The sequence below is a fragment of the Streptomyces vilmorinianum genome, assembly GCF_005517195.1.
Taxonomy (GTDB): domain Bacteria; phylum Actinomycetota; class Actinomycetes; order Streptomycetales; family Streptomycetaceae; genus Streptomyces; species Streptomyces vilmorinianum.
The window spans coordinates 3,213,152-3,237,292 of record NZ_CP040244.1 but is presented as its reverse complement, the minus strand read 5'-3'; the positions used below and the strand labels follow the sequence as shown (position 1 = coordinate 3,237,292).

At 72.9% G+C, this 24,141-nt stretch carries 21 protein-coding genes; 12 read left to right on the top strand and 9 right to left on the bottom strand.

The genetic code is table 11. The features are described from left to right. Positions 1-492 precede the first annotated feature (492 nt). Positions 493-1,863, top strand: a complete 1,371-nt coding sequence (locus FDM97_RS15195; protein ID WP_175439125.1) for an MFS transporter — start codon at positions 493-495, stop codon at positions 1,861-1,863. A 79-nt stretch (positions 1,864-1,942) separates the two neighbouring features. Here the strand turns inward: FDM97_RS15195 and FDM97_RS15190 are convergent, their stop codons facing one another. From FDM97_RS15190 to lnt, 4 genes are all read right to left on the bottom strand, one after another. Beyond that, the gene (locus FDM97_RS15190; protein ID WP_137990945.1) at positions 1,943-3,832 is read right to left on the bottom strand and encodes a helix-turn-helix domain-containing protein; all 1,890 of its coding nucleotides are present in this window, start codon (positions 3,830-3,832) and stop codon (positions 1,943-1,945) included. Positions 3,833-4,053: 221 nt separating this feature from the next. Next, positions 4,054-4,896, bottom strand: coding sequence for a 3-hydroxybutyrate dehydrogenase (locus FDM97_RS15185; protein WP_137990944.1), 843 nt, complete (start codon positions 4,894-4,896; stop codon positions 4,054-4,056). Between the two features lie 55 nt (positions 4,897-4,951). Then, positions 4,952-5,434: an NUDIX hydrolase gene (locus FDM97_RS15180; protein ID WP_137990943.1), complete on the bottom strand. Its 483-nt coding sequence runs from the start codon at positions 5,432-5,434 to the stop codon at positions 4,952-4,954. 55 nt (positions 5,435-5,489) lie between these two features. Continuing rightward, on the bottom strand, positions 5,490-7,091 hold the full coding sequence (gene lnt, locus FDM97_RS15175; protein WP_137990942.1) for an apolipoprotein N-acyltransferase: 1,602 nt from the start codon (positions 7,089-7,091) through the stop codon (positions 5,490-5,492). Positions 7,092-7,310: 219 nt separating this feature from the next. Between lnt and FDM97_RS15170 the strand changes: the two genes are divergently transcribed. Continuing rightward, positions 7,311-8,312 carry an O-antigen ligase family protein gene (locus tag FDM97_RS15170; RefSeq protein ID WP_432816217.1) on the top strand — a complete coding sequence of 334 codons (1,002 nt, stop codon included), beginning with the start codon at positions 7,311-7,313 and terminating at the stop codon, positions 8,310-8,312. A 170-nt stretch (positions 8,313-8,482) separates the two neighbouring features. On the opposite strand, the gene FDM97_RS15165 is transcribed toward FDM97_RS15170, so the two are convergent. Both FDM97_RS15165 and FDM97_RS15160 read right to left on the bottom strand, forming a co-directional pair. Further along, the gene (locus FDM97_RS15165; protein WP_137990940.1) at positions 8,483-9,049 is read right to left on the bottom strand and encodes a hypothetical protein; all 567 of its coding nucleotides are present in this window, start codon (positions 9,047-9,049) and stop codon (positions 8,483-8,485) included. Between the two features lie 61 nt (positions 9,050-9,110). Beyond that, entirely contained in the window at positions 9,111-9,896 is a 786-nt protein-coding gene (locus FDM97_RS15160; RefSeq protein ID WP_175439124.1) for a glutamate racemase, read from the bottom strand. Positions 9,897-9,954: 58 nt separating this feature from the next. Here FDM97_RS15160 and FDM97_RS15155 point away from each other — a divergent pair, with 58 nt between their 5' ends. After that, positions 9,955-11,136: a glycosyltransferase gene (locus tag FDM97_RS15155; protein ID WP_137990939.1), complete on the top strand. Its 1,182-nt coding sequence runs from the start codon at positions 9,955-9,957 to the stop codon at positions 11,134-11,136. 1 nt (position 11,137) lies between these two features. On the opposite strand, the gene FDM97_RS15150 is transcribed toward FDM97_RS15155, so the two are convergent. Further along, entirely contained in the window at positions 11,138-12,430 is a 1,293-nt protein-coding gene (locus tag FDM97_RS15150) for a TerD family protein (protein ID WP_137990938.1), read from the bottom strand. 237 nt (positions 12,431-12,667) lie between these two features. Between FDM97_RS15150 and FDM97_RS15145 the strand changes: the two genes are divergently transcribed. From FDM97_RS15145 to FDM97_RS15130, 4 genes are all read left to right on the top strand, one after another. Further along, complete coding sequence (locus tag FDM97_RS15145; RefSeq protein WP_137990937.1) at positions 12,668-13,138, top strand: DUF6643 family protein; 471 nt, start codon at positions 12,668-12,670, stop codon at positions 13,136-13,138. Between the two features lie 37 nt (positions 13,139-13,175). Then, positions 13,176-14,000: an MOSC domain-containing protein gene (locus FDM97_RS15140; RefSeq protein WP_137990936.1), complete on the top strand. Its 825-nt coding sequence runs from the start codon at positions 13,176-13,178 to the stop codon at positions 13,998-14,000. Positions 14,001-14,146: 146 nt separating this feature from the next. Beyond that, the gene (locus FDM97_RS15135; protein ID WP_137990935.1) at positions 14,147-14,755 is read left to right on the top strand and encodes an Rv1733c family protein; all 609 of its coding nucleotides are present in this window, start codon (positions 14,147-14,149) and stop codon (positions 14,753-14,755) included. An 82-nt stretch (positions 14,756-14,837) separates the two neighbouring features. Beyond that, positions 14,838-17,273: a right-handed parallel beta-helix repeat-containing protein gene (locus FDM97_RS15130; RefSeq protein ID WP_137990934.1), complete on the top strand. Its 2,436-nt coding sequence runs from the start codon at positions 14,838-14,840 to the stop codon at positions 17,271-17,273. Here the strand turns inward: FDM97_RS15130 and FDM97_RS15125 are convergent. Then, on the bottom strand, positions 17,243-19,693 hold the full coding sequence (locus FDM97_RS15125) for a lipase family protein (protein WP_137990933.1): 2,451 nt from the start codon (positions 19,691-19,693) through the stop codon (positions 17,243-17,245). The two genes, FDM97_RS15130 and FDM97_RS15125, sit on opposite strands and share 31 nt — an antisense overlap. Positions 19,694-19,828: 135 nt before the next feature. Here FDM97_RS15125 and FDM97_RS15120 point away from each other — a divergent pair, with 135 nt between their 5' ends. From FDM97_RS15120 to FDM97_RS15110, 3 genes are all read left to right on the top strand, one after another. Then, positions 19,829-20,671, top strand: coding sequence for a DeoR/GlpR family DNA-binding transcription regulator (locus FDM97_RS15120; protein WP_137990932.1), 843 nt, complete (start codon positions 19,829-19,831; stop codon positions 20,669-20,671). Further along, the gene (locus tag FDM97_RS15115; RefSeq protein ID WP_137990931.1) at positions 20,668-21,102 is read left to right on the top strand and encodes an SRPBCC family protein; all 435 of its coding nucleotides are present in this window, start codon (positions 20,668-20,670) and stop codon (positions 21,100-21,102) included. Before FDM97_RS15120 ends, FDM97_RS15115 begins: the two co-directional genes overlap by 4 nt. 70 nt (positions 21,103-21,172) lie before the next feature. Beyond that, the gene (locus tag FDM97_RS15110) at positions 21,173-21,673 is read left to right on the top strand and encodes an SRPBCC family protein (RefSeq protein WP_137990930.1); all 501 of its coding nucleotides are present in this window, start codon (positions 21,173-21,175) and stop codon (positions 21,671-21,673) included. Here FDM97_RS15110 and cds1 read toward each other — a convergent pair. Continuing rightward, entirely contained in the window at positions 21,633-22,811 is a 1,179-nt protein-coding gene (gene cds1, locus FDM97_RS15105) for an L-cysteine desulfhydrase Cds1 (protein WP_254705598.1), read from the bottom strand. The two genes, FDM97_RS15110 and cds1, sit on opposite strands and share 41 nt — an antisense overlap. 176 nt (positions 22,812-22,987) lie before the next feature. On the opposite strand from cds1, the gene FDM97_RS15100 reads away from it, so the two are divergent. Together FDM97_RS15100 and FDM97_RS15095 are read left to right on the top strand one after the other, a co-directional pair. Continuing rightward, entirely contained in the window at positions 22,988-23,290 is a 303-nt protein-coding gene (locus FDM97_RS15100) for a hypothetical protein (protein WP_137990929.1), read from the top strand. Positions 23,291-23,475: 185 nt separating this feature from the next. Further along, positions 23,476-24,078: an ATP-binding protein gene (locus FDM97_RS15095; protein WP_137990928.1), complete on the top strand. Its 603-nt coding sequence runs from the start codon at positions 23,476-23,478 to the stop codon at positions 24,076-24,078. The last annotated feature ends 63 nt before the right edge of the window (positions 24,079-24,141 follow it).

Genomic DNA, 24,141 nt, shown 5'->3' with positions numbered 1-24,141 from the left:
GAGATCACACCGCCGCCTTCTCCGCCTCCCGGCACGGGAGGCGGAGAAGGCGACCAGTTCATCGAAGGGCGTGTGCTCCTGTAGGCAGCGAGAGAGCTGGCCGAGCATCCAGTTGAAGAGGTTGCACGGCACGGCCGCATGCCAGTCTCCGTGGACGTCACGTTGGCGCCGGTAGTCTGCCTTCGCCCCGGCTGATCCGTTGTGGGCCGCGAAGACCTACAGATAGCCCGCATGGTCGAGCCGGTCGTTCTTCACCCTCCGCCGGATGATGGCCAGATCGTTCCCCCCTCCCCCACCGAAGGGCGCACGCCACAGGCGGGCACAGGCGGCCTCGTCGAAGCCGTCACGGAGACCCCGGTACCGCCCCCATGGTGGTCGCGCGCACTCCGGCGGATAGAACTATGGTGTCCCACCACATACGCCGGTGACCAGCGTGTTTCTACGGTGTGGCGACACGAACACGTCCCCGTACAACGCCTGGAAGTGGTGCACATGGCCTCCCCCGCAGCGGCTCCACCCGCCGAATCGAACCTCAAGCGCATCGTCGCCGCGAGCCTCATCGGCACCACCATCGAGTGGTACGACTTCTTCCTCTACGGATCCGCCGCCGCGCTGGTCTTCAACAAGCTGTTCTTCCCCGAGTCCGACCCGCTGGTCGGCACGCTCCTCTCCTTCCTGACCTACGCGGTCGGGTTCGCCGCCCGGCCGCTCGGTGCGCTGGTCTTCGGGCACTACGGTGACCGGCTCGGGCGCAAGAAGCTGCTGGTGCTGAGTCTGCTGCTGATGGGTGGGGCGACCTTCGCGATCGGGCTGCTGCCGACGCACGCGACCGTCGGGGCCGCCGCTCCCGTGCTGCTGACCGCGCTTCGGCTGGTGCAGGGGTTCGCGCTCGGGGGTGAGTGGGGCGGGGCCGTGCTGCTCGTCTCGGAGCACGGGGACGCGAAGCGGCGCGGGTTCTGGGCCTCGTGGCCGCAGACCGGGGCGCCCGCCGGGCAGTTGCTCGCGACCGGTGTGCTGTCCGCGCTGACCGCACTGCTCTCCGACTCCGCGTTCCTGTCATGGGGCTGGCGCATACCGTTCCTGCTCTCCGGTGTGCTGGTGATCGTCGGTCTGTGGATCCGGCTCTCGGTCGACGAGTCCCCCGTGTTCAAGGCCGCCCTGGCCGCCGCCGAGCGGCGCAAGGCAGCGGCGGACCAGGTCGAGAAGATGCCGCTGGTCGCCGTGCTCAAGCACCACTGGCGCGATGTACTCATCGCGATGGGCGCCCGTATGGCGGAGAACATCTCCTACTACGTGATCACCGCGTTCATCCTCGTCTACGCGACGACCCAGGTGGGCCTGTCCAAGCAGACCGCCTTGAACGCCGTCCTCATCGCCTCCGCCGTCCACTTCGCCGTCATCCCGGCCTGGGGCGCGCTGTCGGACCGGATCGGCCGCCGGCCGGTCTATCTGATCGGTGCGGTAGGCGTCGGTGCCTGGATGTTCCCGTTCTTCATGCTGATCGACGCGGGCAACTTCGGCTCCCTGCTGCTCGCCGTGACCGTCGGCCTGGTCCTGCACGGGGCGATGTACGCCCCGCAGGCCGCGTTCTTCTCCGAGATGTTCGCGACCCGGATGCGCTACTCCGGCGCCTCCATCGGCGCGCAGTTCTCCTCGGTCGCCGCCGGCGCCCCCGCCCCGCTGATCGCGACCGCGCTGCTCGCCGACTACGGCACCTCGACGCCGATCGCCCTGTACGTGATCGCCGCCGCGCTTCTCACGATCGTCGCCATCGCCTGCGCCCGTGAGACCCGCAACCGCGATCTGTCGGAGGTCGAGGAGGACGCCCCGCAGGCCACGGCCGCGGTGCGCGCCGACGCCTGATCCCGCACCGCCCCGCGCCACCCCGCACGCACGGCGAAGGCGCCGGCCCCCCGGAAGGGGACCGGCGCCTTCGCCGTGTTCAGCGAGCGACCGCGGCCGACATCGCGTGCAGGCGCAGGGCCAGCTGGATCTCCAGGGCCCGGGCCGGGGACTGCCAGTCCGGGCCGAGGAGCCTGCCGATCCGTTCGATGCGCTGGGCGACGGTGTTCACGTGGACGTGGAGATCGTCCTTCGTACGGGCGGGGCTCATCCCGCTCGCGAAGTACGCGTCCATCGTGCGCACCAGATCCGTGCCGCGCCGCAGGTCGTACGCGACGACCTGGCCGATCGTGCGCTCGACGAAGCCCTCGATGTCCCTGGTGTCGGCGAGCAGCAGCCCGAGGAAGCCCAGGTCCTCGGCGGCGGCGCCCTCCCCCGAGCGGCGCAGCAGGCGCAGCGCGTCCAGGCAGCGGCGGGCCTCCTCGTACGCGGTGGCGACCTGGGAGGGCCGGGCGAGGGGGGACTCGACGGGGGCGGAGGCGCCCACCGTGACGGGTTCGCGCAGCGTGCCGCCGAGGTGTCCGGCGGTCTGCCGGGCCAGTTCGGCGGCGTTCTCCCCCGGGCCGAGCGGGAGCATCAGGACCGTCCCGCCGTCGCGTGCGGAGGCCAGGCCCCGCCGGGTGGCGGCCAGGTGCGAGGCGGCCGACCACAGCCGCTGCCGGTCCGCGCTCTCCCGTACGCCGGGGTCGGCGCCGCCACCGGCCCCGGCCCGGTCGATCCGGGCGGCGAGCACCACGTGGGGCGCGTCGACGTCGGTACGGAGGCGGGCGGCGCGTTCGCGCAGCCGGCGGCGGTCGCGGTCGGGGGCGTCGAGGAGGTCGTCGAGCAGTTCGCCCCGTACGCGCTGTTCGGCCTCTCCGGCCGAGCGGCGGGCTAGCAGCAGCAGGGAGGTCACGAGGGCGGCGCGCTCGAGGGTGCGCTGGTCGACGGGGTCGAGCTCGGGCTGACCGTGCAGGACGAGGGCGCCGAAGGTCTCGCCGCCGGCCGAGACGGCGGCGACCCAGCGGTCGCCCTCGCGCAGGGCGTGGCCGTCGGCGAGGAGTGCGGAGTCGAGTCCGTCCTCGATGAACTCGACGCGTCCGCCCAGGACCTCGGACACTGCCTCGGCGACGTCCGGGACCCCGCCGCCGCGCAGCACGAGTTCGGTGAGCCGGTCGTGGACCTCTGAGGCTCGTTCGATGACGCCGCTGTGTTCGCGGATGATGTCGTTGGCCCGTTCCAACTCGGCCAGGGCCGAGCGGGTCTCGGCGAGCAGGTTGGCGGTGTCGATGGCGACGGCGGCGTGGGCGGCGAAGGAGCCGAGCAGTGCGACCTGCTCCCGTTCGAAGACGCGGGCTCGCCGGTCTGCGGCGTACAGCACGCCGATGACCTGGCTGCCCAGGGTCAGCGGCACACCGAGGATGGCGACGAGTCCCTCGTCGCCCACCGCGGAGTCGATGGTGGCGGTGTGCTGGAAGCGGGCGTCGTCGAAGTAGTTCTCGGTGACGTAGGGGCGGGCGGTCTGGGCGACGAGTCCGCCGAGGCCCTCCCCCATGCCGAGCCTGACCTGCTGGAAGCGCGCCGAGACCGAGCCTTCGGTGACGCGCATGTACGTGTCCCCCGCGACCGGGTCGTTGAGGCTGAGGTAGGCGACCTCGGTGCCGAGGAGGGAGCGGGCGCGCTGGACGATCGCGCGGAGCACCGCGTCGAGGTCGCGCAGTCCCGCGAGGTCGTGGGCGGTCTCGAAGAGCGCGGAGAGCTCCGCCTCCCGGCGCCGCCGCCCCTCCAGCTCGGCCCGGACGCGCAGGGCGAGCTGCTTGGCCCGCTCGAGCTCGGCCAGAGCCTCGGGGCCCGTGCCGCTCGCACGGGCGAGCAGCACGGGCCGGTCGTATGCCTCCGTCGCGGCTCCTCGTGCGAGGAGTTCCAGGTAGGAGACCTGTTCTTCGGACATGGACACAGGGATACCTGCCGTACGGGTGGTCGCACCAGGGGCTGTGCGGCGGATCAGGGCCGGACAGGACGCGGCCGTCTGGTGCATGGGGTCTCCCCAGGCCCCCAGGGCCTGGGGGATGCAGCGAGGTGCCGTACTGGGGGCACCCCCAGGCGAAGCTCTGGGGAAGTCGCGGCCCCGGCCGAGATCCGCCGCACAGCCCCTGGCCCTGTGGAAAACCGCTAGTGCGCGGTCCAGCCGCCGTCGAGGGTCAGGGAGGTGCCGGTGATGAAGGAGGCCTGTGGGGTGCAGAGGTAGAGCACGGCCTCGGCGACCTCCTCCGGCTCGATGAGGCGCTTGAGCGCGGAGTCCTTGAGGAGGACCTCGGTCAGGACCCGCTCCGCGGGGATGGCGTGGGCCGCGGCCTGGTCGGCGATCTGTCGTTCGACCAGGGGGGTGCGTACATAGCCGGGGTTGACGCAGTTGGAGGTGACCCCGTGGGGGGCGCCTTCGAGTGCGGCGGTCTTGGAGAGCCCCTGCAAACCGTGTTTGGCGGCCACATAGGCGGACTTGAAGGCGGAGGCGCGCAGTCCGTGGACGGAGGAGAGGTTGACGATCCGGCCCCAGCCCTGGGCGTACATGTGCGGCAGGGCGCCCCTGATGAGCCGGAAGGGCGCCTCCAGCATGACGGTGAGGACGGTGTGGAAGACGTCCGGCGGGAATTCCTCGATGGGGCGGACGAGCTGCAGTCCGGCGTTGTTGACGAGGATGTCGGCTCCGGCGGCCGCGGCTTCGGCGGCGTCCAGGTCGGTGAGGTCCAGGGTCTGCGGCTCGACCGCGCCGGCGAGGCCGGTCGCCTCTTCGGCGAGTGCCTCAAGGCCGCCGGCCGCCCGGTCGACGGCTCTGACCCGGGCTCCCGCGGCGGCGAGGCGGAGCGCGCAGGCCCGGCCGATGCCGCCGGCCGCGCCGGTGACGAGCGCGGTGCGGCCGGCGAGGTCGAGCTGGACGGACCCGGGCGCGGGGGTCGGGGCGGGTGGTGCCGTGCCCTGGGCCGGCAGGGGACCTGATGTGGTGGGGGCGCTCATGCTCCGCACTGTATGAAGCGCCCCAGCCTCAACCGATGTGTTCCGGACCCATAGTTCAGCTGGTGGGCATGGGGTCGAACCATGTGGGTTCGTCGGCGAGCGCCTGCTCGATCCGGAAGTGCGAGAACCGCTTCATCTGCGGCAGGTCGTTCACGTCGAACCAGCCGACGTCGGTCGACTCCTCGTCGTTGACCTGGGCCTCGCCGCCGACGGCGCGGCAGCGGAAGGAGACGTCCATGAACTGGCACTGGTCGCCGTTGGGGTAGACGACGGGCTTGCGCAGGGTCTGGACGAGCACGACGCGCTCGACCTCGCAGCGTACGGCGGTCTCCTCGTACACCTCGCGGACGGCACAGGCCGCGGGCTGCTCGCCGGGTTCGACGATGCCGCCGATGATCGACCACATGCCGTTGTCGGCCCGTCGGCCGAGCAGCACCCGGCCTCGGTCGTCGAAGACGACGGCGCTCACGCCCGGCAGGAAGAGCAGCTGGTGGCCGGCGCTGGCCCGCAGGTCGCGGATGAAGTCTGGAGTACCCATGGCTCGACCCTAGACTCTCTTGGATCAAGGACCCAACGAGTTCGATCATGAACCGTCAGACGTCGCGGCTCCGGCGGGCCCGCACGGACCGCAGCGCCGACCAGCCGAGCCCGGCCGCCGCCACCGCCACCAGCAGCGCCTCGGGCAGGGTGCCCATCCGCGTCGCCGGGGTGAGCGAGGAGCGCAGCGGCACCTTGTCGACCAGGACGTCCGGGGTGAACATCTCCGTCTGCTGCACGATCCGGCCGTCGGGCCTGATGATCGCGCTGACGCCACTGGTGACCGGTACGACGACGGACCGGCTGTGCTCGACCGCCCGCACCCGGGACATCGCGAGCTGCTGGTAGGTCATCTCGCTGCGGCCGAAGGTCGCGTTGTTGCTCGGTACGGAGATGAGCTGGGCGCCGTGCGTGACGGTGTCCCGTACGGCCCAGTCGAAGGCCGCCTCGTAGCAGGTGGCGAGGCCGACCTTGGTGCCGGCGAGGTCGAAGACGCCGATCTTGTCGCCCGGCCCGAAGTCGCGGCTGACGCGGTCGACGTTGCTGTTGAAGACGCGGACGAAGGGCCGCATCGGGATGTACTCGCCGAAGGGCTGGACGTGCCGCTTGTCGTAGGTGGCGACGGGGCCCTTGTCCGGGTCCCACTCGATGAGGGTGTTGCGGAGCTTGCCCGTCTCCGGCGCGATGACGGCGCCGATCACGGTCGGTACGCCGATCTTCTCGACGGCCTTGCCGATGACGTCCGCCGCGTCGGGGTTGGCGTAGGGATCGATGTCGGAGGAGTTCTCCGGCCACAGGACGAAGTCGGGCTGCGGCTTCTTGCCCGCCTTGACGTCCTCCGCGAGTTCCGTGGTGCGGGCGGCGTGGTTGTCGAGGACCGCGCGCCGCTGCTCGTTGAAGTCGAGTCCGAGGCGCGGCACGTTGCCCTGCACGGCCGCGACGGTCGCCGTGCCGTCCTCCGCGGAGTCGTCGACGAGCGGCAGTGCGGCGAGGGCTCCGGTGACCGGGACGAGCACCGTGAGCGCGGCCGCGGCGAGCGGGCCGCGGGGGACGACGCCGGTCGCGCGGTAGGCGCGGACCTGGCGGATCACCTCGTACAGGCCGAAGCCGCAGAGGGCGACGGCGAAGCCGAGCACCGGGGTGCCGCCGACGGCCGCCAGGGGGAGGAAGAATCCGTCGGCCTGCCCGAAGGCGATCTTGCCCCAGGGGAAGCCGCCGAACGGGACACGCGCGCGTGCCGCTTCGGCGAGGATCCACACGGCCGCGGCGAGGACCGGCCAGCCGGGCAGCCGGGAGACGGCCGCGATCCCGAGTCCGGCCGCGGCGATGAACAGGGCCTCGACGGCGGACAGGGCGATCCACGGGAACCGGCCGACCTCGGCGCCGGTCCAGATCAGGAGCGGCAGCAGGAAGCCGAGACCGGCGAGGTACCCGAGGCCGAATCCGGCGCGCAGCCGGCGGCCGCGCAGCGTCCAGCCGAGCAGTGCGAAGGCGGGCAGCGCGAGCCACCACAGCGGGCGGGGCGGGAAGCTCAGGAAGAGCAGGGCCCCGGACAGCACGGCCGCGCCGGGTCGTACGAGGCGCCGGAGGCCGGTCGGGCCGGGCTCGGAGGCGGCGGCGGGGCCGGAGGCGTCGACGGGCGCGATCGTGGTGCTCACGTTGCGGAGTCTACGGCGCCTGCCTGGGACGGGAGGAGCCCGGCCCGCGCCATCCCCCTGTTCCCTTCGCGACCTTCGCGTACTTCCGCCGCGGTGTTCCCTTCTGCCGCAACGTTCCTGCGCTTTCGCTCCACAAACCCCGGCCACCCCGTTACCGTGTCCGCCAGACTGATCGGGGGGTCGACGGGGATGGCTGCACCTGCGGCTGAGGGGGCCGCCGTGCGCGAGCGTGGCCGGGCGCCGGATGTCGCCGGTGTCCTGGTCCTCGGTGCCTGCGTGCTGTGGTCGCTCGTCAGCGCCACCGGACGGGACGCGCGTCCCGAGGGGATCCTTCTCGCCGTGCTCGCGCTCGCCGCCGGCTACGCCTGCGGCCGGATCTCCGGCACGCTGCTTCCCGTCGCCGCCGCCACGGTCGCCTCCCTCGCCGCCCTCGGGCTCGTGCTGGCCTCCGGGCCCGGCATCCCGGGTGCCTCCCCCGCCGGCTCCCTGCCGCCGGGTCACACGGGAGCGGCCGCCGCGCTCCTCGTACTCGCCGCCGGTGCGGCCTGCTGCGCGGCCTCGGCGGCCGGTTCGGTGCCGGGCAGGCTCCTGCTGCGGGTCCTCGCCCTTGTGGTGGCGGGCGTGGCCCTCGCGCTGGGTTCCGTGGTCGGTTTCGTCGCCTCGCTCGGCGTCCTGCTCTGTTCGCTGGCCGCGGTACGGATGCGGCGCCGGTTCCTCGGGCTCGCGGGGCTCGCGCTGGCGACGGGGCTGGTCGTCGGGGCCTCGTGGGCGGTGGCGGAGGAGACGCTTCCCGAGGGGCTCACGGTCTCCCTGGAGGGCCAGCTGACCCGCCACCGGGTGCTGCTGTGGCAGGACGCGGTCGCGCTGACCAAGGAGAACCCGCTGCTCGGGATCGGACCGGACCGGTTCGGCGCGCTCAGCCCGACGGCCCGGGAGACGCTGTACGCGGACGGGACGCCGCATTCGGCCCCGCTCCAGCAGGCGGCGGAGCAGGGGGTGCCGGGGGTGGTCCTGTTGGGCGCGGCCTACGGCTGGCTGCTGTGCGGTCTGTGGTCCTCGCCCCGCACGACGGCGGTCGTCCTCACCGCCGCCGCGACGCTCGCCGCGCTCGCCGCCCTCGCCGCGGTCGGCAACGCGCTGAGTTTCACCCCGGTGACCGCGGGCGCCGGCCTCCTGGCGGGCCTGGCGACGGCCCGTGCCCCCTCGCTCCCCGACGGCTGACGGCGCACGCCACAGAGCCGTACGGAGGCACGACCGGCAGTCGCACCGCAGGGAGGCTCGCAGCCGACAGTCGCACCGCAGGCAGTCGCACCGCAGGCAGTCGCACCGCAGGCAGTCGCACCGCAGGAAGTCGCCGAGCCGGCAGTCTCCCAGCCGTGGAGGCGAGGAGCTCAGGCGCTCGTCGGCCCCGTCGGGGTCGGGGGGCGCAGCCGGTCGCGGATGACACGGACAGCCGCCTCGGCGTCGTCGACCGTGACCGTGAACGAACGGCCGTCGTCGAGCCTCAGGGTCAGGGCCTCGCCCCTCCGCACGATGACCGCCTTGCCCTTCTCCGGGCGCCAGCGGTATCCCCAGCCGCCCCACTGGCGGGGGGTGACCTTCGGGAGGTACTCGGCGCCGACCACGTGGGCGAGCAGGATGCGGCGGCGCGGCACTCCCATGTGGCCGCAGCGGACCTCCATGGCCCGGTCGTCCACCTTCACCTCGACATGGACGAAGGCGAGCGTGCCGAACAGCACCAGCAGTCCGGCCGCGACGCAGCCGATCACGGCCATCAGGAGCGGCGCGATGCCGGAGGTCCACGGTGATTCCACCGCCAGGGTGATGCCCAGGGCCATACAGGCGGCGCCGGCGGCCGCGGCCACCCACTGCAGGCGGTTGGTGGCACGGCCGGTCCAGACCTCGGGCAGCGGTGCGTCCATGTCCAAGGGCCGGGGGTGGCGGGGATGGTCCCTCATGGGTAGCAGCCTACTCACGTTCCGCTCATACGGCGCCTCGTCGACGCCGATCGGCGACCCGTCAGCGGGCGGGGGCCACGGCCCGGAGGAGTCGCCCTTCGGCATACCTCAGGGCGGCGGCCGGCAGCTCCGAGGTCCGACCGCTCAGCAGCACGGTCAGGCCGCCGGAACCGGTCGCGGCGGGCGCGGGCTCGGCGCCGATACGGCGCAGCGCCTGTGCGGCGACTGCCCCGGCAGAGCCGTGGAAAACCACCGGCGGCAGGTCGGCGGCCTGCACCGCGGCGCGGATCTCCTCGGCGACCAGCTCGTAGTGGGTGCAGCCGAGCACCAGGGCCCGTACATCGCGCGGGGTGAGGGCCGCGGCGGCCGCCACGGCACGCTCCACGGCGCCCGCGTCCGCGTGCTCCACGGCGTCGGCGAGCCCGGGGCAGGGCACCTCGGTGACCTCGGCCCCGTCGGCGAAGTCGCGGATCAACCCGCGCTGGTAGGGGCTGCCGGTGGTGGCAGGGGTCGCCCAGATGGCGACCTTGCCGCCGTCGGCCGCGGCGGGCTTGATCGCGGGAACCGTGCCGATCACCGGGATACGGGGCTCCAGCTCGGCCCGGAGCGCAGGCAGGGCGTGCACGCTGGCGGTGTTGCAGCCCACGATCAGCGCGTCGGGCTCGTGCGCCGCGGCGGCCCGGGCGACGGCCAAGGCACGCTCGGTGAGGTCCTCGGTGGTCCGCGGGCCCCAGGGCATCCCGTCGGGGTCGCTGGAGAGGACCAGATCGGCGTCGGGCCGCAGTCGGCGAACCGCGGCCGCTGCCGGGAGCAGGCCGATTCCGGAGTCCATGAGCGCGATCTTCACCCGGTCACCCTAGCCGACCACCCTTGCGTGGCCGCCGATCTGGGGCAGACTGCGGCGAATGAGCGCCATTGCCTGGATCGCCGTGGGTTCGCTGGCCGCCTGGGGGTGGCTGCTGCTGGGTCAGGGGTTCTTCTGGCGTACCGATCAGCGGCTGCCGCCCGCGCACGCACGCGTGGAGCCCGGGAGCTGGCCCCGGGTCGCCGTCGTCGTACCGGCGCGGGACGAGGCGGAGGTGCTGCCGCTGAGCCTGCCCTCGCTGCTCTCGCAGGACTATCCGGGCGAGGTGGAGATCGTGCTCGTCGACGACGGGAGCACGGACGGCACGGGGAAGCTGGCCGGTGAGCTGGCCGTGCGCTACGGCGGCGTGCCGCTGACGGTCGCCTCTCCCGGCGAGCCGGAGCCGGGCTGGACGGGAAAGCTGTGGGCGCTGCGGCACGGCATCGCTCTGGCACGCACGCGTGGCCCGGAGTATCTGCTGCTGACCGACGCGGACATCGCGCACGAGCCGGACAGTCTGCGCCGCCTCGTGGCGGCGGCGGTCGGAGCCGATCTGGATCTGGTGTCCCAGATGGCGCGGCTGCGGGTGGCGAGCTTCTGGGAGCGGCTGGTCGTACCCGCCTTCGTCTACTTCTTCGCCCAGCTCTATCCCTTCCGCTGGATCAACCGGCGCCGGCCCTTGGCGACGGCGGCGGCCGGGGGCTGTGTGCTGCTGCGGACGGAGACGGCCGAGCGGGCCCGGGTGCCGGAGGTGATCCGGCAGGCCGTGATCGACGACGTGTCGCTGGCGCGGGCGGTGCGCCGGGCCGGCGGGCGGATCTGGCTGGGGCTGGCCGAGCGGGTGGACAGCGTCCGCCCGTATCCGCGTCTGGCCGATCTGTGGCGGATGGTGTCGCGCAGCGCGTACGCCCAGCTCCGGCACAACCCGCTGGTCCTCGCCGGGACGGTCGCGGGGCTTGCCGTCGTCTATCTCGCTCCCCCGGTGGCGCTGGCGGCCGGGGTGTTCGGCGGGGACGCGGTCGCCGGCTGGGCGGGCGGGCTCGCGTGGGCGGTGATGGCGGGGACGTACCTCCCGATGCTCCGCTACTACCGGCAGCCGCTCTGGCTCGCCCCCACGCTCCCGTTCACCGCGCTGCTCTATCTCCTCATGACCGTGGACTCGGCGGTGCAGCACTACCGGGGCCGGGGCGCCGCCTGGAAGGGGCGGACCTACACCCGTCCCGAGGCGGCGCCCGACCGGTGAGTCACTTGCGGCCCGGAGTCCAGTTCATGCCCCAGCCGTACGCCTGGTCGACGGTCCGCTGCGGGCTGACTCCGCGCTGCGGTACGAGATAGCGGGCCTCGCGCCGGACGACGAGGTCGCCGTTCTCCCGGGTGAGGAGGGCGAGCGCGCAGACGGTGGAGGGGACGGTGCAGTCGTCGAGGGAGAAGTCGACGGCCGCGCCGTGCTGCGGCTGGAGGGTGACGGTGGCGTGCAGGTCGGCGAAGCTGCGGGCACCTTCGTAGATGGTCACGAAGACGAGGACGCGGCGGAGCTTGTCCTTGTGGTCGAGGTTGATGGTGAGGTTCTCGCCGGAGGCGCTGGCTCCGGTGCGGTCGTCGCCGTCCAGATGGATGTACGGGGCCTGGTGCAGCGACCCGAAGGCGTTGCCGAGCGCCTGGACGACGCCCTTGCGGCCGTCGGTCAGCTCGTACAGGGCGCACAGATCGAGGTCGAGGTCGGCGTGCTGGGCGACGGCGCGGCCGAGTTTGGCGGCCCAGCCGGTGAACTGCTTGCGCATCTGCCAGTTGAGGTTCACGCGCATGGCGCCGGAGGTGCCGCCCTGCTTGGCGAGGGAGACCGTCGGGGACTCCTTCGTCAGGGTGACCTTCGTGAGCCGCACCGGCTGGGCGGGCGCGGGCGCGGCGGGAGGCACCGGGGCCACGGCGGCCGCCGTGGCCGCGGGCGCCGGGGTCACGGCGGCCGGACGTGCCTGCGCCGCGGGGCGCTGCGGCTCGTCCACCGTGATGCCGAAGTCCGTCGCCAGTCCCTCGAGTCCCGAGCTGTAGCCCTGCCCCACGGCCCTGAACTTCCAGGCGCCCTGGCGCCGGTAGAGCTCGCCGAGCAGGAACGCCGTCTCGACGGTCGCGTCGGTGCTGTCGTACCGCGCGAGTTCCGCCCCGCCGGCCGCGTCCGTCACGCGGACGTACAGACCGGGGACGCGTCCGAAGTCGGCGCCGTCGGCCGAGGCCGCGAGGACGATCCGCTCGACGGCGGGTTCCACCCGCTCCAGGTCCACCACGAGGACGTCCGTCACGAGGCCATCGGGGCCTCCGGGCCGGCCCTTCCCCTCGTGCCGTACGGCTCCGGAGGCGTGCGCGGGCTGGTTGTAGAAAACGAAGTCCGCGTCGGAGCGCACTTTCCCCGACACAAGGAGTAGCGCCGAGGCGTCCACGTCCGGGACTCCGGCACCTGAACGCCAGCCCAATTCCACGCGCACACTGCGCGCCGGCACCGGAACATTGGCTCCTTTAAGCATGGACATGCTCGCCCCCATCGCGGCTCGGGTGCATCAAGATTTCTTTACGTCAAGCTAATGCCGGGCATGGCGGACGTGCCCGGGGCGACCCGTGGGTAACCCCTTCCGAGCTCGCCTTTTCAAGATCGACGCCTCTCCGGGCGACCGTTTTTGTCACGTTCGCTCGCATTGTGGATCGACGGTCACTCAGAACCCGTCAAACAACCCTCTAATCGGGCTCCCCAACCAGCACATCGTGGGCTTACCTTATGAGCCATGACCTCCCCCCGTTCCACCTACGGAGGCGGTTACTACACCGCGCCGTCGTTCCCCGACACCCCGATCTACGACTCCCTGGTCGCGGAGCGGGGCACGCCTCAGATCGCCCCGATCCGAGTGCCTTCCGCGTACGACACCGGCAACAGCTACCTGCCGGCGTTGCCCGCGGCCCTGCCCGCCCTCCCGGCGGCACCCAGCCCCGCCCCCGCCTACAGCGGCGGCGGCTCGTACGGCTACCCGCAGCCGTCGCAGCAGATGGCCCCCGTGCCGCTGCAGCACGCTCCGGCGCCGTACATCCCGCAGCAGCCCGCGGGTCCGCGCGGCTACCCCGGTGTCCAGCACCCGCAGCCCCAGCGTCCGGTGGCCACCGGGTACGAGGCGATGCGCCCGGCGGCCGCACGGCCCGCCCCGGCACCGGCTCCGTACCAGGACCCCTACAACCGCCCGTACCAGGGCCAGGGGTACTGACCTACTCCGTGCGCGGAGCGGCTGGCAGGATGGCGTCATGCCGATTCCTCGTCTGCGTTCCGTGCACGTCCACCCGGTCAAGGCGATGCGTGGGTACGCGCCCGCCGAGGCGGAGGTCCAGCCATGGGGACTGGCCGGTGACCGCCGTTGGACCGTCGTGGACGCTTCGGGCAAGGTCGTGACCCAACGCCGTCATCCGCGGATGGCGTTGGCCTCGGCCGAATCGCTGCCGGGCGGCGGCATCAGGGTGTCCGCGTCCGGCCGCCCGGCGCTGTCGATCGAGGTGCCGCGGCCGTCGTCCACGATCCGGGTGGAGGTCTTCGAGACTCCGGTGGAGGCGGTCCCGGCCGATCCCGCGGCCGACGCGTGGTTCAGCGAATACCTGCGGGCGGAGGTCCGGCTCGTCCACATGGACGAGCCGGGGCACCGGCGTCCGATCGATCCGGCGTACGCACTACCCGGTGAGACGGTGAGCTTCGCGGACGGCTATCCGCTTCTGGTGACCACCACCTCCTCGCTCGACGCCCTCAATTCGCTGATCGCCCAGGGGGATCACGCCGACGAGGGCCCGCTGCCGATGAACCGTTTCCGGCCGAACGTGGTCGTCGACGGGACCGCGCCCTGGGCCGAGGACCGCTGGACGCGGCTCGCGATCGGCGAGGTCACCTTCCGGGTCGCCAAGTCCAGCGGGCGCTGCGTCGTGACCACGACCGACCAGGGGACCGCCGAGCGCGGCAAGGAACCGCTGCGCACCCTCGCCCGGCACCGCAAGGACGGCAGCCGGCTGATCTTCGGCCAGAACCTCGTCCCCGAGCACACGGGCACCATCCGGGTCGGCGACGAGGTCAAGATCCTCGACTGACAGGTTCACCGACCGGTACGCACAGCTCCGCCACACGTCCGCCACAGGTCCGCGATCGCGTCACACTTCGCCGCGCCGACAGGCGGGGAACCCGCCCCCGGGGCAGACTCGTTGGGAGAACCACGGACAGCGAGGGGGTGTGGAGCGTGCGAGCAGCCACCGGAGTCTGGCGCTGGCGCCACAATCCCCTGCGCCGGCCCACGGATCTGATCGAGGCATGGGTCGCGCTCACGGCCGTCGTGCTGCTCGCGCTCGCCGTCCCGGCGGCCGGCTGGATCTCCGGCGCACGGACCGACGCCTCCCTGCAGCGCGCCGTCCAGACCCAGATCGAGCAGCGGCAGCCGACGACGGCCCGGGTGGTGCGGCTCGCCGCGACCCCGGCGCCGAGCCTCCAGAGCCCCGAGTCCGGGGGCGAACAGCAGCTCCGCCGCGCCGTGGTGGCACGCTGGACGGCGCCGGACGGCACGCCGCGTACGGGAACGGTGGCCATGCGGCGGGAGCTCGCCGAGCCCGGAGCCACCTTCACGCTCTGGACCGATCCGGGCGGGCGCCAGGTGACCCCGCCGATGCGGCCCGAGACGGCGCACGCCCACGCGATGATCGTCGGGCTCTTCACGGCGTCCCTGGCGGCCGTCTTCGTCGAGGCGACCAGGCGGCTGGTCGTACGACGGCTCGTACACCGGCGGTACGAACACCTCGACCGCGCCTGGGCCAAGGCCGGTCCCGACTGGGGGCGTACGGGCGCGGGCAGCTGACCGGGCAACCCCGCGGCGTCGCGCGCGCTACGGTGGGGCATCGGATCAGCGGCGACGCATGAGGCGGGGGCAGAGCACACCCATGGCACAGGGCACGGTCCAGGTGACGCACACCGGCACATCGCGGTGGCGGCGCCGCACGGGTGAGTACGCCTCCCTCGCCGCGGCCCTGGAGGCCGCGGGGGACGGTGACGTCCTCACCGTCGCGCCCGGCACCTACCGGGAGAACCTCGTCATCCAACGGTCCGTCACCCTGCGGGGGCCCGAGGGCGGTGTCGGTTCGGTCCGGATCGCGCCGGTGGACGGCGTGCCGCTGACCGTACGGGCGTCGGCGACCGTGCAGGACCTGCACGTGGAAGGGCAGGACTCCGCCGCTCCCGCGCTGCTCGTCGAGGACGGCACCCCGGAGCTGCTCGATCTGCGGATCGTGACGCGTTCGGCCGCCGGGATCGAGGTGCGCGGCGCGGCCAGGCCGACCGTCCGCCGCTGCACGGTCGACAATCCGGCGGGTGTCGGCATCGCCGTACTCGACGGCGCCGGCGGGGTGTTCGAGGAGTGCGAGATCGTTTCCGCGGGCCAGTCCGGGGTGTCGGTGCGCGGCGGCGCCCATCCGCGTCTGGAACGCTGCCGGGTCCATCACGCCTCCGGCGCCGGGATCACCGTCAACGGCGAGGGCAGCGCCCTGGAGGGCATCGGCTGCGAGATCTACGAGATCAAGGGCGCCGGGCTGCAGATCGCGTCCCGCGCCACCGCCCATCTGACCGACTCCTCCGTGCACCGCACCTCGGCCGACGGCATCACGCTCGACACGGACGCGGTCCTCACCCTCTCCGACTGCGACATCCACGACATCCCCGAGAACGCGATCGATCTGCGCTCGCGCTCCGTGCTGACGCTGACCCGCTCGACCGTGCGCCGCTTCGGACGCAACGGGCTCTCGGTGTGGGACCCCGGCACCCGGGTGGACGCCAACCAGTGCGAGATCCACGACAGTACGGGCGACTACCCGGCGGTCTGGATCAGCGACGGGGCGACCGCCGTGCTCGACGCGTGCCGGGTGCACGACGTGCCGGACGCGCTGTTCGTCCTCGACCGCGGCTCGCGCGTGGACGTCGTCGACAGCGATCTCTCGCAGGTGCGCAACACGGCCGTGTCGGTGAGCGACGGGGCGACCGCGCAGCTCGACGACTGCCGGATCCGGGAGGCGTCCACGGGCGCCTGGTTCCGGGACCACGGCAGCGGCGGGACGCTCGGCGGCTGCACGATCGACGCCGTGCAGACCGGGGTGATCGTCACCAAGGGCGCCGACCCGACGATCGAGCGGTGCACGGTGACCTCGCCCGCCGAGGCGGGGTTCTACGTCTCCGCGGAGGGGCGGGGCTCGTTCCACGGCTGCCGGGTGACCGGGAGCGGCGGCTACGGCTTCCATGTGATGGACGGCTGCCGCACCACCCTGCGCACGTGCCGTACGGAGCGCTGCGCGCGCGGGGGGTACGAGTTCCCCGACGAGGGACCCGTGGCGGAGGACTGCACGAGCGACGAGAGCGGGGTGCGGACGGCTTCGGCCGCCGACGCCGGGACCGTACTGACGGCGACGCAGCACGGAGGCCTGCTCGGTACGGTTCCCGCGCCGCGCTCCCCCGCCGCCGCGCCGCCCATGGCCCTGGCGCCCGCGGCCGTGGCGCCCCCCGAACCGGCGCCGACGGCACGCTCCTCGAAGGACGTCCTCGGCGAACTGGACGCGCTGGTGGGCCTGGAGAGCGTCAAGCACGAGGTGCGCACGCTCACCAACATGATCGAGGTCGGCCGCAGGCGGCAGGAGGCGGGCCTCAAGGCCGCCTCGGTGCGCCGCCATCTGGTCTTCACCGGCAACCCGGGCACGGGCAAGACGACCGTGGCCCGGCTGTACGGCGAGATCCTCGCCTCGCTCGGCGTCCTGGAGCGCGGGCATCTGGTCGAGGTCTCCCGCGTCGACCTGGTCGGCGAGCACATCGGCTCGACCGCGATCCGGACGCAGGAGGCGTTCGACCGGGCCCGCGGCGGGGTGCTGTTCGTCGACGAGGCGTACGCGCTGTCGCCGGAGGACTCCGGGCGGGACTTCGGGCGCGAGGCGATCGACACGCTGGTGAAGCTGATGGAGGACCACCGGGACGCGGTGGTGGTGATCGTCGCGGGCTACACGGCCGAGATGCAGCGCTTCCTGACCGTCAACCCCGGTGTGGCGTCCCGTTTCTCACGGACCATCACCTTCAGCGACTACGTGCCGGACGAGCTGCTGCGGATCGTGGAGCAGCAGGCGGAGGAGCACGAGTACCGGCTCGCGCCGGGCACGGACGAGGCACTGCGGAAGTTCTTCACCGAGCTTCCGAAGGGCCCGGCGTTCGGCAACGGTCGTACCGCGCGCCAGACGTTCGAGTCGATGGTGGAGCGGCACGCCGGCCGGGTCGCCGTGCTCGCCGAGGCGAGCACGGACGACCTGACCCTGCTCTACCCGGAGGATCTGCCCGAACTCCCCTGATCCGCCTGATCCGCCTGGTCGTCGGTCGCGCCGACGCGCTGGCGGGGCAGAGCGGGCGGCAACCGGTCCAGGAGTACGGAGCGTTCGGCGGCGAACGCCGGGTCGGCCTGGTAGTCGGAGTGGCCCAGGACCGGCTCGGGCAGCGGGTGGGCGGGGGTGCGGCCGTAGACGAGCGGGTCCAGCAGGACGGCCCGGTCGACGGCCGGCTTGTCGCCCTCGGCGGGCACCCGTACCGGCCCGCCTATCGGGTCGGTGGCCCGGTGGAGGTTGCTCCAGCAGTGGACCGTGCCGTACAGGGCGCGCAGCGGTCCGGGCCCGAAGTAGGCGGGGAACCAGCGCCCGTAGAGCCGCTCGAGCGGGGATCCGTAGGTCAGCAGCGCGACTCTGCGCCGGGTCGGGGGCGGCAGCTGCCAGACGGCGGCCGCGGCGAGCACGCTGCCCTGGGAGTGGCCGGAGATGACGAGCCGGCCGCCGGTGTGCCGGGTCCAGGAGCTCATCCGCCAGGTGAGGTCGGGGACGGCCCGTTCGGCGTAGCAGGGCGGGGCGAAGGGGTGCGCGGCGCGCGGCCAGAAGGTGCCGACGTCCCAGAGGATGCCGATGGTGCGGCGGGCGGAGGCGTCCTTGTAGGCGCGGCGGCCCCAGGTGACGAAGAGCAGGAAGCCGAAGCCGATCATCCAGGAGCCCAGGGACTGGGCGGTGGCGGCGGCGGACGCGACCGCGGGGTGGGCGCCGTCGAAGGCCCGGCCGGGAACGTTGCCGCTGAGCCAGGCGCCGGCCACGGCGCCGGCGCCGAGCAGCAGGGTGGCGCCGGAGACGATGCCGACGAGGGCGGGGGCGGCGTCGGTGAGTTCGGCGGTGGCCCGCCCGGCGGCGATCCTTCCGGTACGAACGGGGTCCGGGTCGTCGGTGCCGTACTCGGCCTCGACGACGGGTCCGAGGCGGCGCGCGGCGCGGGCGGTCCGTACGGCGAGGAAGACGGCCGGCGCGAGCAGCATCAGGAGCAGGACGGGGATGACGGAGGCCTGCCAGCTCAGCAGCACGGGCGGGGCGACGGGCGAGCCCGCCCCCATGCCGGGGGTGCCGGGTCCGTCCAGCCAGTCGGCGACGCGCTGGGCGACACCGCCGGACATCACGCCGCCCAGGGCGCAGGCGAGCATGGCGACGGCGGGGCCGCCGAGCCCGTACAGGGCGGTGCGGGGGTCGCGGTGGGGGCGGTGCAGGAGCAGGGCGACCGCGCCGAGCGCGACGACGAGGCCGCCCTGGGCCAGGGTCAGGACGCCGAAGGCGGCGTCGCCGGGCAGGGTGCCGGTGGAGCGCCAGTCGGGGCGGGACCAGCCGGCGTGCAGGACGGCGAGGGCGAGCAGGACGAGGGATGCGCCCGGGAGCCAGGAGACCAGTGCCCGTTCGAGCCGCAGGTCGAGGCGCTTCTCGCTGCGGCCGCGTCGGCAGACGACCCAGAGGACGACGGCGGCGAGCACGACGAAGCCGGACTCGAGGGCCCAGCCGAAGGCTTCGGGCGGCGCGCCGGGCGCGTCCCGGTCGTGTCGGGCGGCGGCGCCGGTGACGGCCGCGGCGACGGTCAGGAAGCCCGCGGCGGTGTGGGCGGCGCGCAGCCGGGCGACGAGGCGCCTGCCGTACCAGAAGCCGGGGCGGCCGAGGGCGGGGCGGGGTTCGCCGGGTTCGCAGAGCTCCTCGGAGTCGGCGCTCTCGGTGTCGGGGTTCTCGGTGTCGGAGGCCTCGGTGTCGGGGTTCTCGGTGTCGGAGGCCTCGGCGGGAGCGTCGTCGTACCCGGTGGGCGGGCGCTGGGCCTCGTACGCGCTCCACGTCCGGTTGGAGAGGTACCACAGCAGCCCGACGAGCGCGGCCGGGACGACGGCGGCGAGCGCGAGCCGGCGGCCGGGCTGGGACCACCAGCCGCCCCGTTCGGCCGAGAGGAAGCCGAGCCAGGAGCGGTCCTCGGCGCAGGCCGCCGAGCCGGCGCACTGCCAGGCCGTCAGATCGAGCGCGACCTCGCACGCGGCGGCGGTGAGCAGCACGGTGAGCGTGAGGGCCACGAGCCGCACGAGCACCCCGTACAGCCGGAGCAGACTGGGGCGCCCCTTGGCCGGCGGGCGCATCCAGTGAGCGAGATTGGCGACCATGAAGGGCAGGAGCAGCAGCCACAGGGCGCGGGCGCCGTTGCCGGAGGTGAGGTTGGACCAGCAGTACGCCTCGGGGACGGGCCGTTCGGCGTAGCGCTCGGGGTGGTCCTCCGCGTCGACGTCGTCGGTGCGGCGGTAGACGGCGGCGGTCGTGTCGCCCGTGACGCGTACCGTCCGCGGGTCGCCCAGCATGTCCTGCGGCGTGGCCCCGCCGACACCGTGGACGAGAAGTTCGAGCGCCGCGCCTCCGCTCTTCGGGGCAGGTGTGGCAGGGGACACTTCGGTGTCTCGCTCTCTGGGTGGGAGGATTCGACGGCAGGCAACAGGATCGCGGAAGGCCGTGCGCCCGTGCACGGTCTCTCACGGAATCCGACCTGCATCCCCCTGTTCCCTTCGGAAGGACCGGCCCCGGTGGTGAGCGACCATCAGAATCTCCTCGCGGAGCAGCGGCGCGCCCTCATTCTGGACGAGGTGCGGCGGCGCGGCGGTGTACGGGTCAATGAGCTGACACGGCGGCTCAACGTCTCGGACATGACGGTCCGCCGGGACCTGGACGCGCTGGCCCGCCAGGGTGTCGTCGAGAAGGTGCACGGCGGCGCGGTGCCGGTGGCCGAGACGAGTTCGCACGAGCCGGGGTTCGAGGCCAAGTCCGCGCTCGAGCTGGGCGCGAAGGAGGAGATCGCCCGGACGGCGGCGCGGATGGTGGCGCCCGGTTCGGCGATCGCGCTGTCGGGCGGTACGACGACGTTCGCGCTCGCCGGGCATCTGCTGGACGTGCCGGATCTGACGGTGGTGACCAATTCCGTACGGGTCGCCGATGTCTTCCACACGGCCCAGCACCCCGGGGGTTCGGGAGAGCCGCGGCCGGGTGCGGCCACCGTGGTGCTCACGGGCGGGGTGCGGACGCCTTCGGACGCGCTGGTGGGGCCGGTGGCCGACCAGTCGATCCGCGCGCTCCACTTCGATGTGCTCTTCCTCGGGGTGCACGGGATCTCGGTGGAGGCGGGGCTCTCGACGCCGAATCTCGCCGAGGCGGAGACGAACCGGCGCCTGATGCGGTCGGCCCGCCGGGTGGTCGTGGTCGCGGATCACACCAAGTGGGGGACGGTGGGGCTGAGTTCCTTCGCGCGGCTCGACGAGGTGGACACGCTGGTGACGGACGCGGGGCTGTCGCCGCAGATCCGGGAGGAGATGACGGAGCACCTTCCGGGCCTGGTGGTGGCGGGCGAGGACGAGGGCGAGGGCGACGAGGTGTGAGCCTCTTCCGTGTCGACCGCTCCTCGGCCCTGCCGGTCGAGGAGGTGTGGCGGCGGCTCACCGACTTCGCCGCGCACGGCCGGCAGGTTCCGCTCACCCGGGCCCGGGTGCTCTCCCCCGGGCCCACGGGTCTGGGAACCCGTTTCGTGGCCCGTACCGGTGTGGGGCGGCTCGCCGTCGACGATCCGATGGAGGTCGTGGGCTGGGAACCCCCGTCGGCGGGACGGCCCGGGCGGTGCCGGCTGGAGAAACGGGGACGCGTGGTGCTCGGCCGGGCCCTGATCGAGGTGTACGAGACGTCCGGCGGCACGCGCGCGGTGTGGGTGGAGGAGCTGCGGGTACGCGGGGTGCCGGGCCTACTCGATCCCGTACTGGCTCTGGCCGGGCGGTGGTTGTTCGGACGGGCGATGGACCGACTGCTGGGCATCTGACGGTGGGATTCTGACAGTACGTCAGCTAGGGTGTGCGCCACCCCAGATCCGCGCCTCGGGAGGTACGTCCATGGCACACCGACTCAGGCCCGTGGAGCTCGACTTCGTCACCTCCGCGCCCGTGCGCCTGGCGTTCACGGCCGACATGGCGGCCCCGCCCTCCGCCGTCTTCCGCTCGCTCGCGGTGGAGCTGGGCAGCATGCCCGCGTGGTTCACGGCCGTCACCTCCGCGACCCCGACCGGTGACGGCGCCGGGCGGGCGGTCCGGCTGCGGGGCGGGGTCGCGTTCCAGGAGACGGTCCTGGTCCGCGACCCGGACACCCGCTACGCGTACCGGATCGACGAGACCAACGCGCCGGGGGTGCGGGCCATGCTGGAGGAGTGGGTCCTCTCGCCCGTCGGCACGGGCACCCGGGTGCGCTGGACGATGGCGGTCGACGGCGCCGGCCCCTGCCTCCTCGCGATGCGCCTCGCCCGCCCGGGCGTCGGGAAGTCCTTCCGCGACGCGATGCGCCGACTGGACCGGCGGCTCACTCCGGCCAGGCTCCCGTCTCCAGGAACCGGTCGATAGCGGCGGCGTAGGGCGAGATGTCCAGGCCCTGTTCGGCCAGCCAGGCGTCCGAGTAGTACTTGTCGAGGTACCGGTCGCCCGGGTCGCAGATGAGGGTCACGACGCTGCCGGTGCGGCCCTGTCCGACCATCTCGGCGACGATCTTCAGCGCGCTCCACAGTCCCGTACCGGTGGAACCGCCCGCCTTGCGGCCGATCGCCGCCTCCAGCGCACGGACGGCGGCCACGCTGGCGGCGTCCGGGACCTTCATCATCCGGTCGATGGCGCCGGGGACGAAACTGGGCTCCATACGGGGCCGGCCGATGCCCTCGATACGCGAACCGCAGTCGGAGGTCGCCAGGGGGTCGTTGTTGGTCCAGCCGTCGAAGAAGCAGGAGTTCTCCGGGTCGGCGACACAGATACGGGTGTCGTGCTGCATGTAGTGCACATAGCGGGCGATCGTCGCCGAGGTGCCGCCCGTCCCCGCGGTGGCGACGATCCACGTCGGCTCGGGGTAGCGCTCCAACTTCAGCTGCTGGTACATCGATTCGGCGATGTTGTTGTTGCCCCGCCAGTCGGTGGCCCGCTCCGCGTAGGTGAACTGGTCCATGTAGTGCCCGCCGGTGCGCTCGGCGAGGGCCGCGGACTCCTCGTACATCTTGCGCGAGTCGTCGACGAAGTGGCACTGCCCGCCGTGGAACTCGATCAGCCGGCACTTCTCCGGGCTGGTGGTGCGGGGCATCACGGCGATGAAGGGCACCCCGATCAGCTTGGCGAAGTACGCCTCGGAGACGGCCGTCGAGCCGCTGGACGCCTCGATGACGGGCTTGCCGGGCCGGATCCAGCCGTTGCACAGGCCGTAGAGGAAGAGCGAGCGGGCGAGGCGGTGCTTGAGGCTGCCGGTGGGGTGGGTCGACTCGTCCTTGAGGTAGAGGTCGATGCCCCACTTCTCGGGGAGCGGGAAGCGCAGCAGGTGGGTGTCGGCGGAGCGGTTGGCGTCGGCCTGCACCTTACGGACGGCGTCCTTGAGCCACGCACGGTACGCCGGGTCGCTGCGGTCGACGTCGACGGTCACGGCGGCCCGCGGCGCGGTGCCCGTCGCGGCGCCCGTAGCGGCGCCTTCCACGGTGCGTGCCGCGGTGTTCTCCGTGGTGCTCATGCGTGCCTCTTCCCGGTCTTCCCCACATCGGCCCCCACTGATGACGATAACTCCCTCACCTGCGCAAACATTCGCTTTGGGGGTCCATAGGAGTCCCTTGCAGAAGGACCCCTGGTGCAGTCGCGGCCTGCCCGGCACACTGGTCGGAGCAACCGGCGCGAAGGGGGCGGAGCGACATGACGGAGCCCGAGTTCACGGCCACGGGCGTACGGATCGAGCGCTGGCCTCGCTCGCTGACACGAGCCGGCGAGGTCCGGATCGAGGACGGCCGGCTGTCTCTGCTGACCAGTTACGGCAGAGAGATCGACAGCGCGCCCGTGCGCTCGGTCCGGGCGGGACGGCCGTGGTTCGCCAAGCCGGACGAGACGGTGGCGACCGTGAACGGCACGCGCTACCGGCTGACCATGGACCGGCCCCGGGACCGCGCGTCGGGCCCCGGCCGCTTCCTCGAAGCGCTGAAGCGGGCGGCCAAGGAGTGATGACACGCCGGTGACCTGCGGCGGATCGCCGCGAGTTGCGAGCCGGTCACAGCTGGTTCACGCTGGAACCACCTCACCGAGGGTTTACCGGCGGTGACGCTGTGACCCAGCCCGCCGCCCTGCTGTACCGCATGACAGATCCGAATCTTCGTCTTCTTCCGGACCTACTTCGGGGAGTCGCAGCCGTGATCAGCGAGCCAAGCAGGCACTGCACGGTGGAGCTCCAGGCCCTGCCGTCGCGGATCGGTCAGGTCCGCAGAATCGTATCGGCGCATCTGCGCTACTGGCACCTCGATGCGTTGATCGACCATGCGGCGCTCGGTGTCACCGAGTTGCTGACCAATGTTCACCGGCACGCACAGCCGGACAAGATGTGCACCGTCGAGATCGAGCTGCTCCTCGACCGTCTCACGGTCTCGGTCCATGACCACGACCCGCGGATACCGGATGTCGACGTCAGGCCGGGGTCCAGGGACCTCGGCGACGTCGACGAGTTCGCCACCTCGGGCCGCGGCCTTGCCATCATCGAGGCGGTCAGCGAGAGCTGGGGCATCCGCCCGCACGGCGAGACCGGGAAGGTCGTCTGGTTCACCCTTCCGGCGCCGATGCCCGCGGCGACGGCCCCGTCCCGTTCGCACGCCGTCCACGGCGCGACCACCGAGGGCCCGTTCGTCGGCCACACCCGCTTCGGTGGCGCGCACGGCACGAGCCTCGAGGGTGTCCCCTTCGGCACGCCGACGGAACCGATCCTGACGCCGGCCGTCGCGCGCTCGGCCCTGGCGGGCTGAGCGGGGCCGCTGCGCGCGTCGGACCGGGGGATATCGGATATCAGATCTTGGATCTTGGATCTT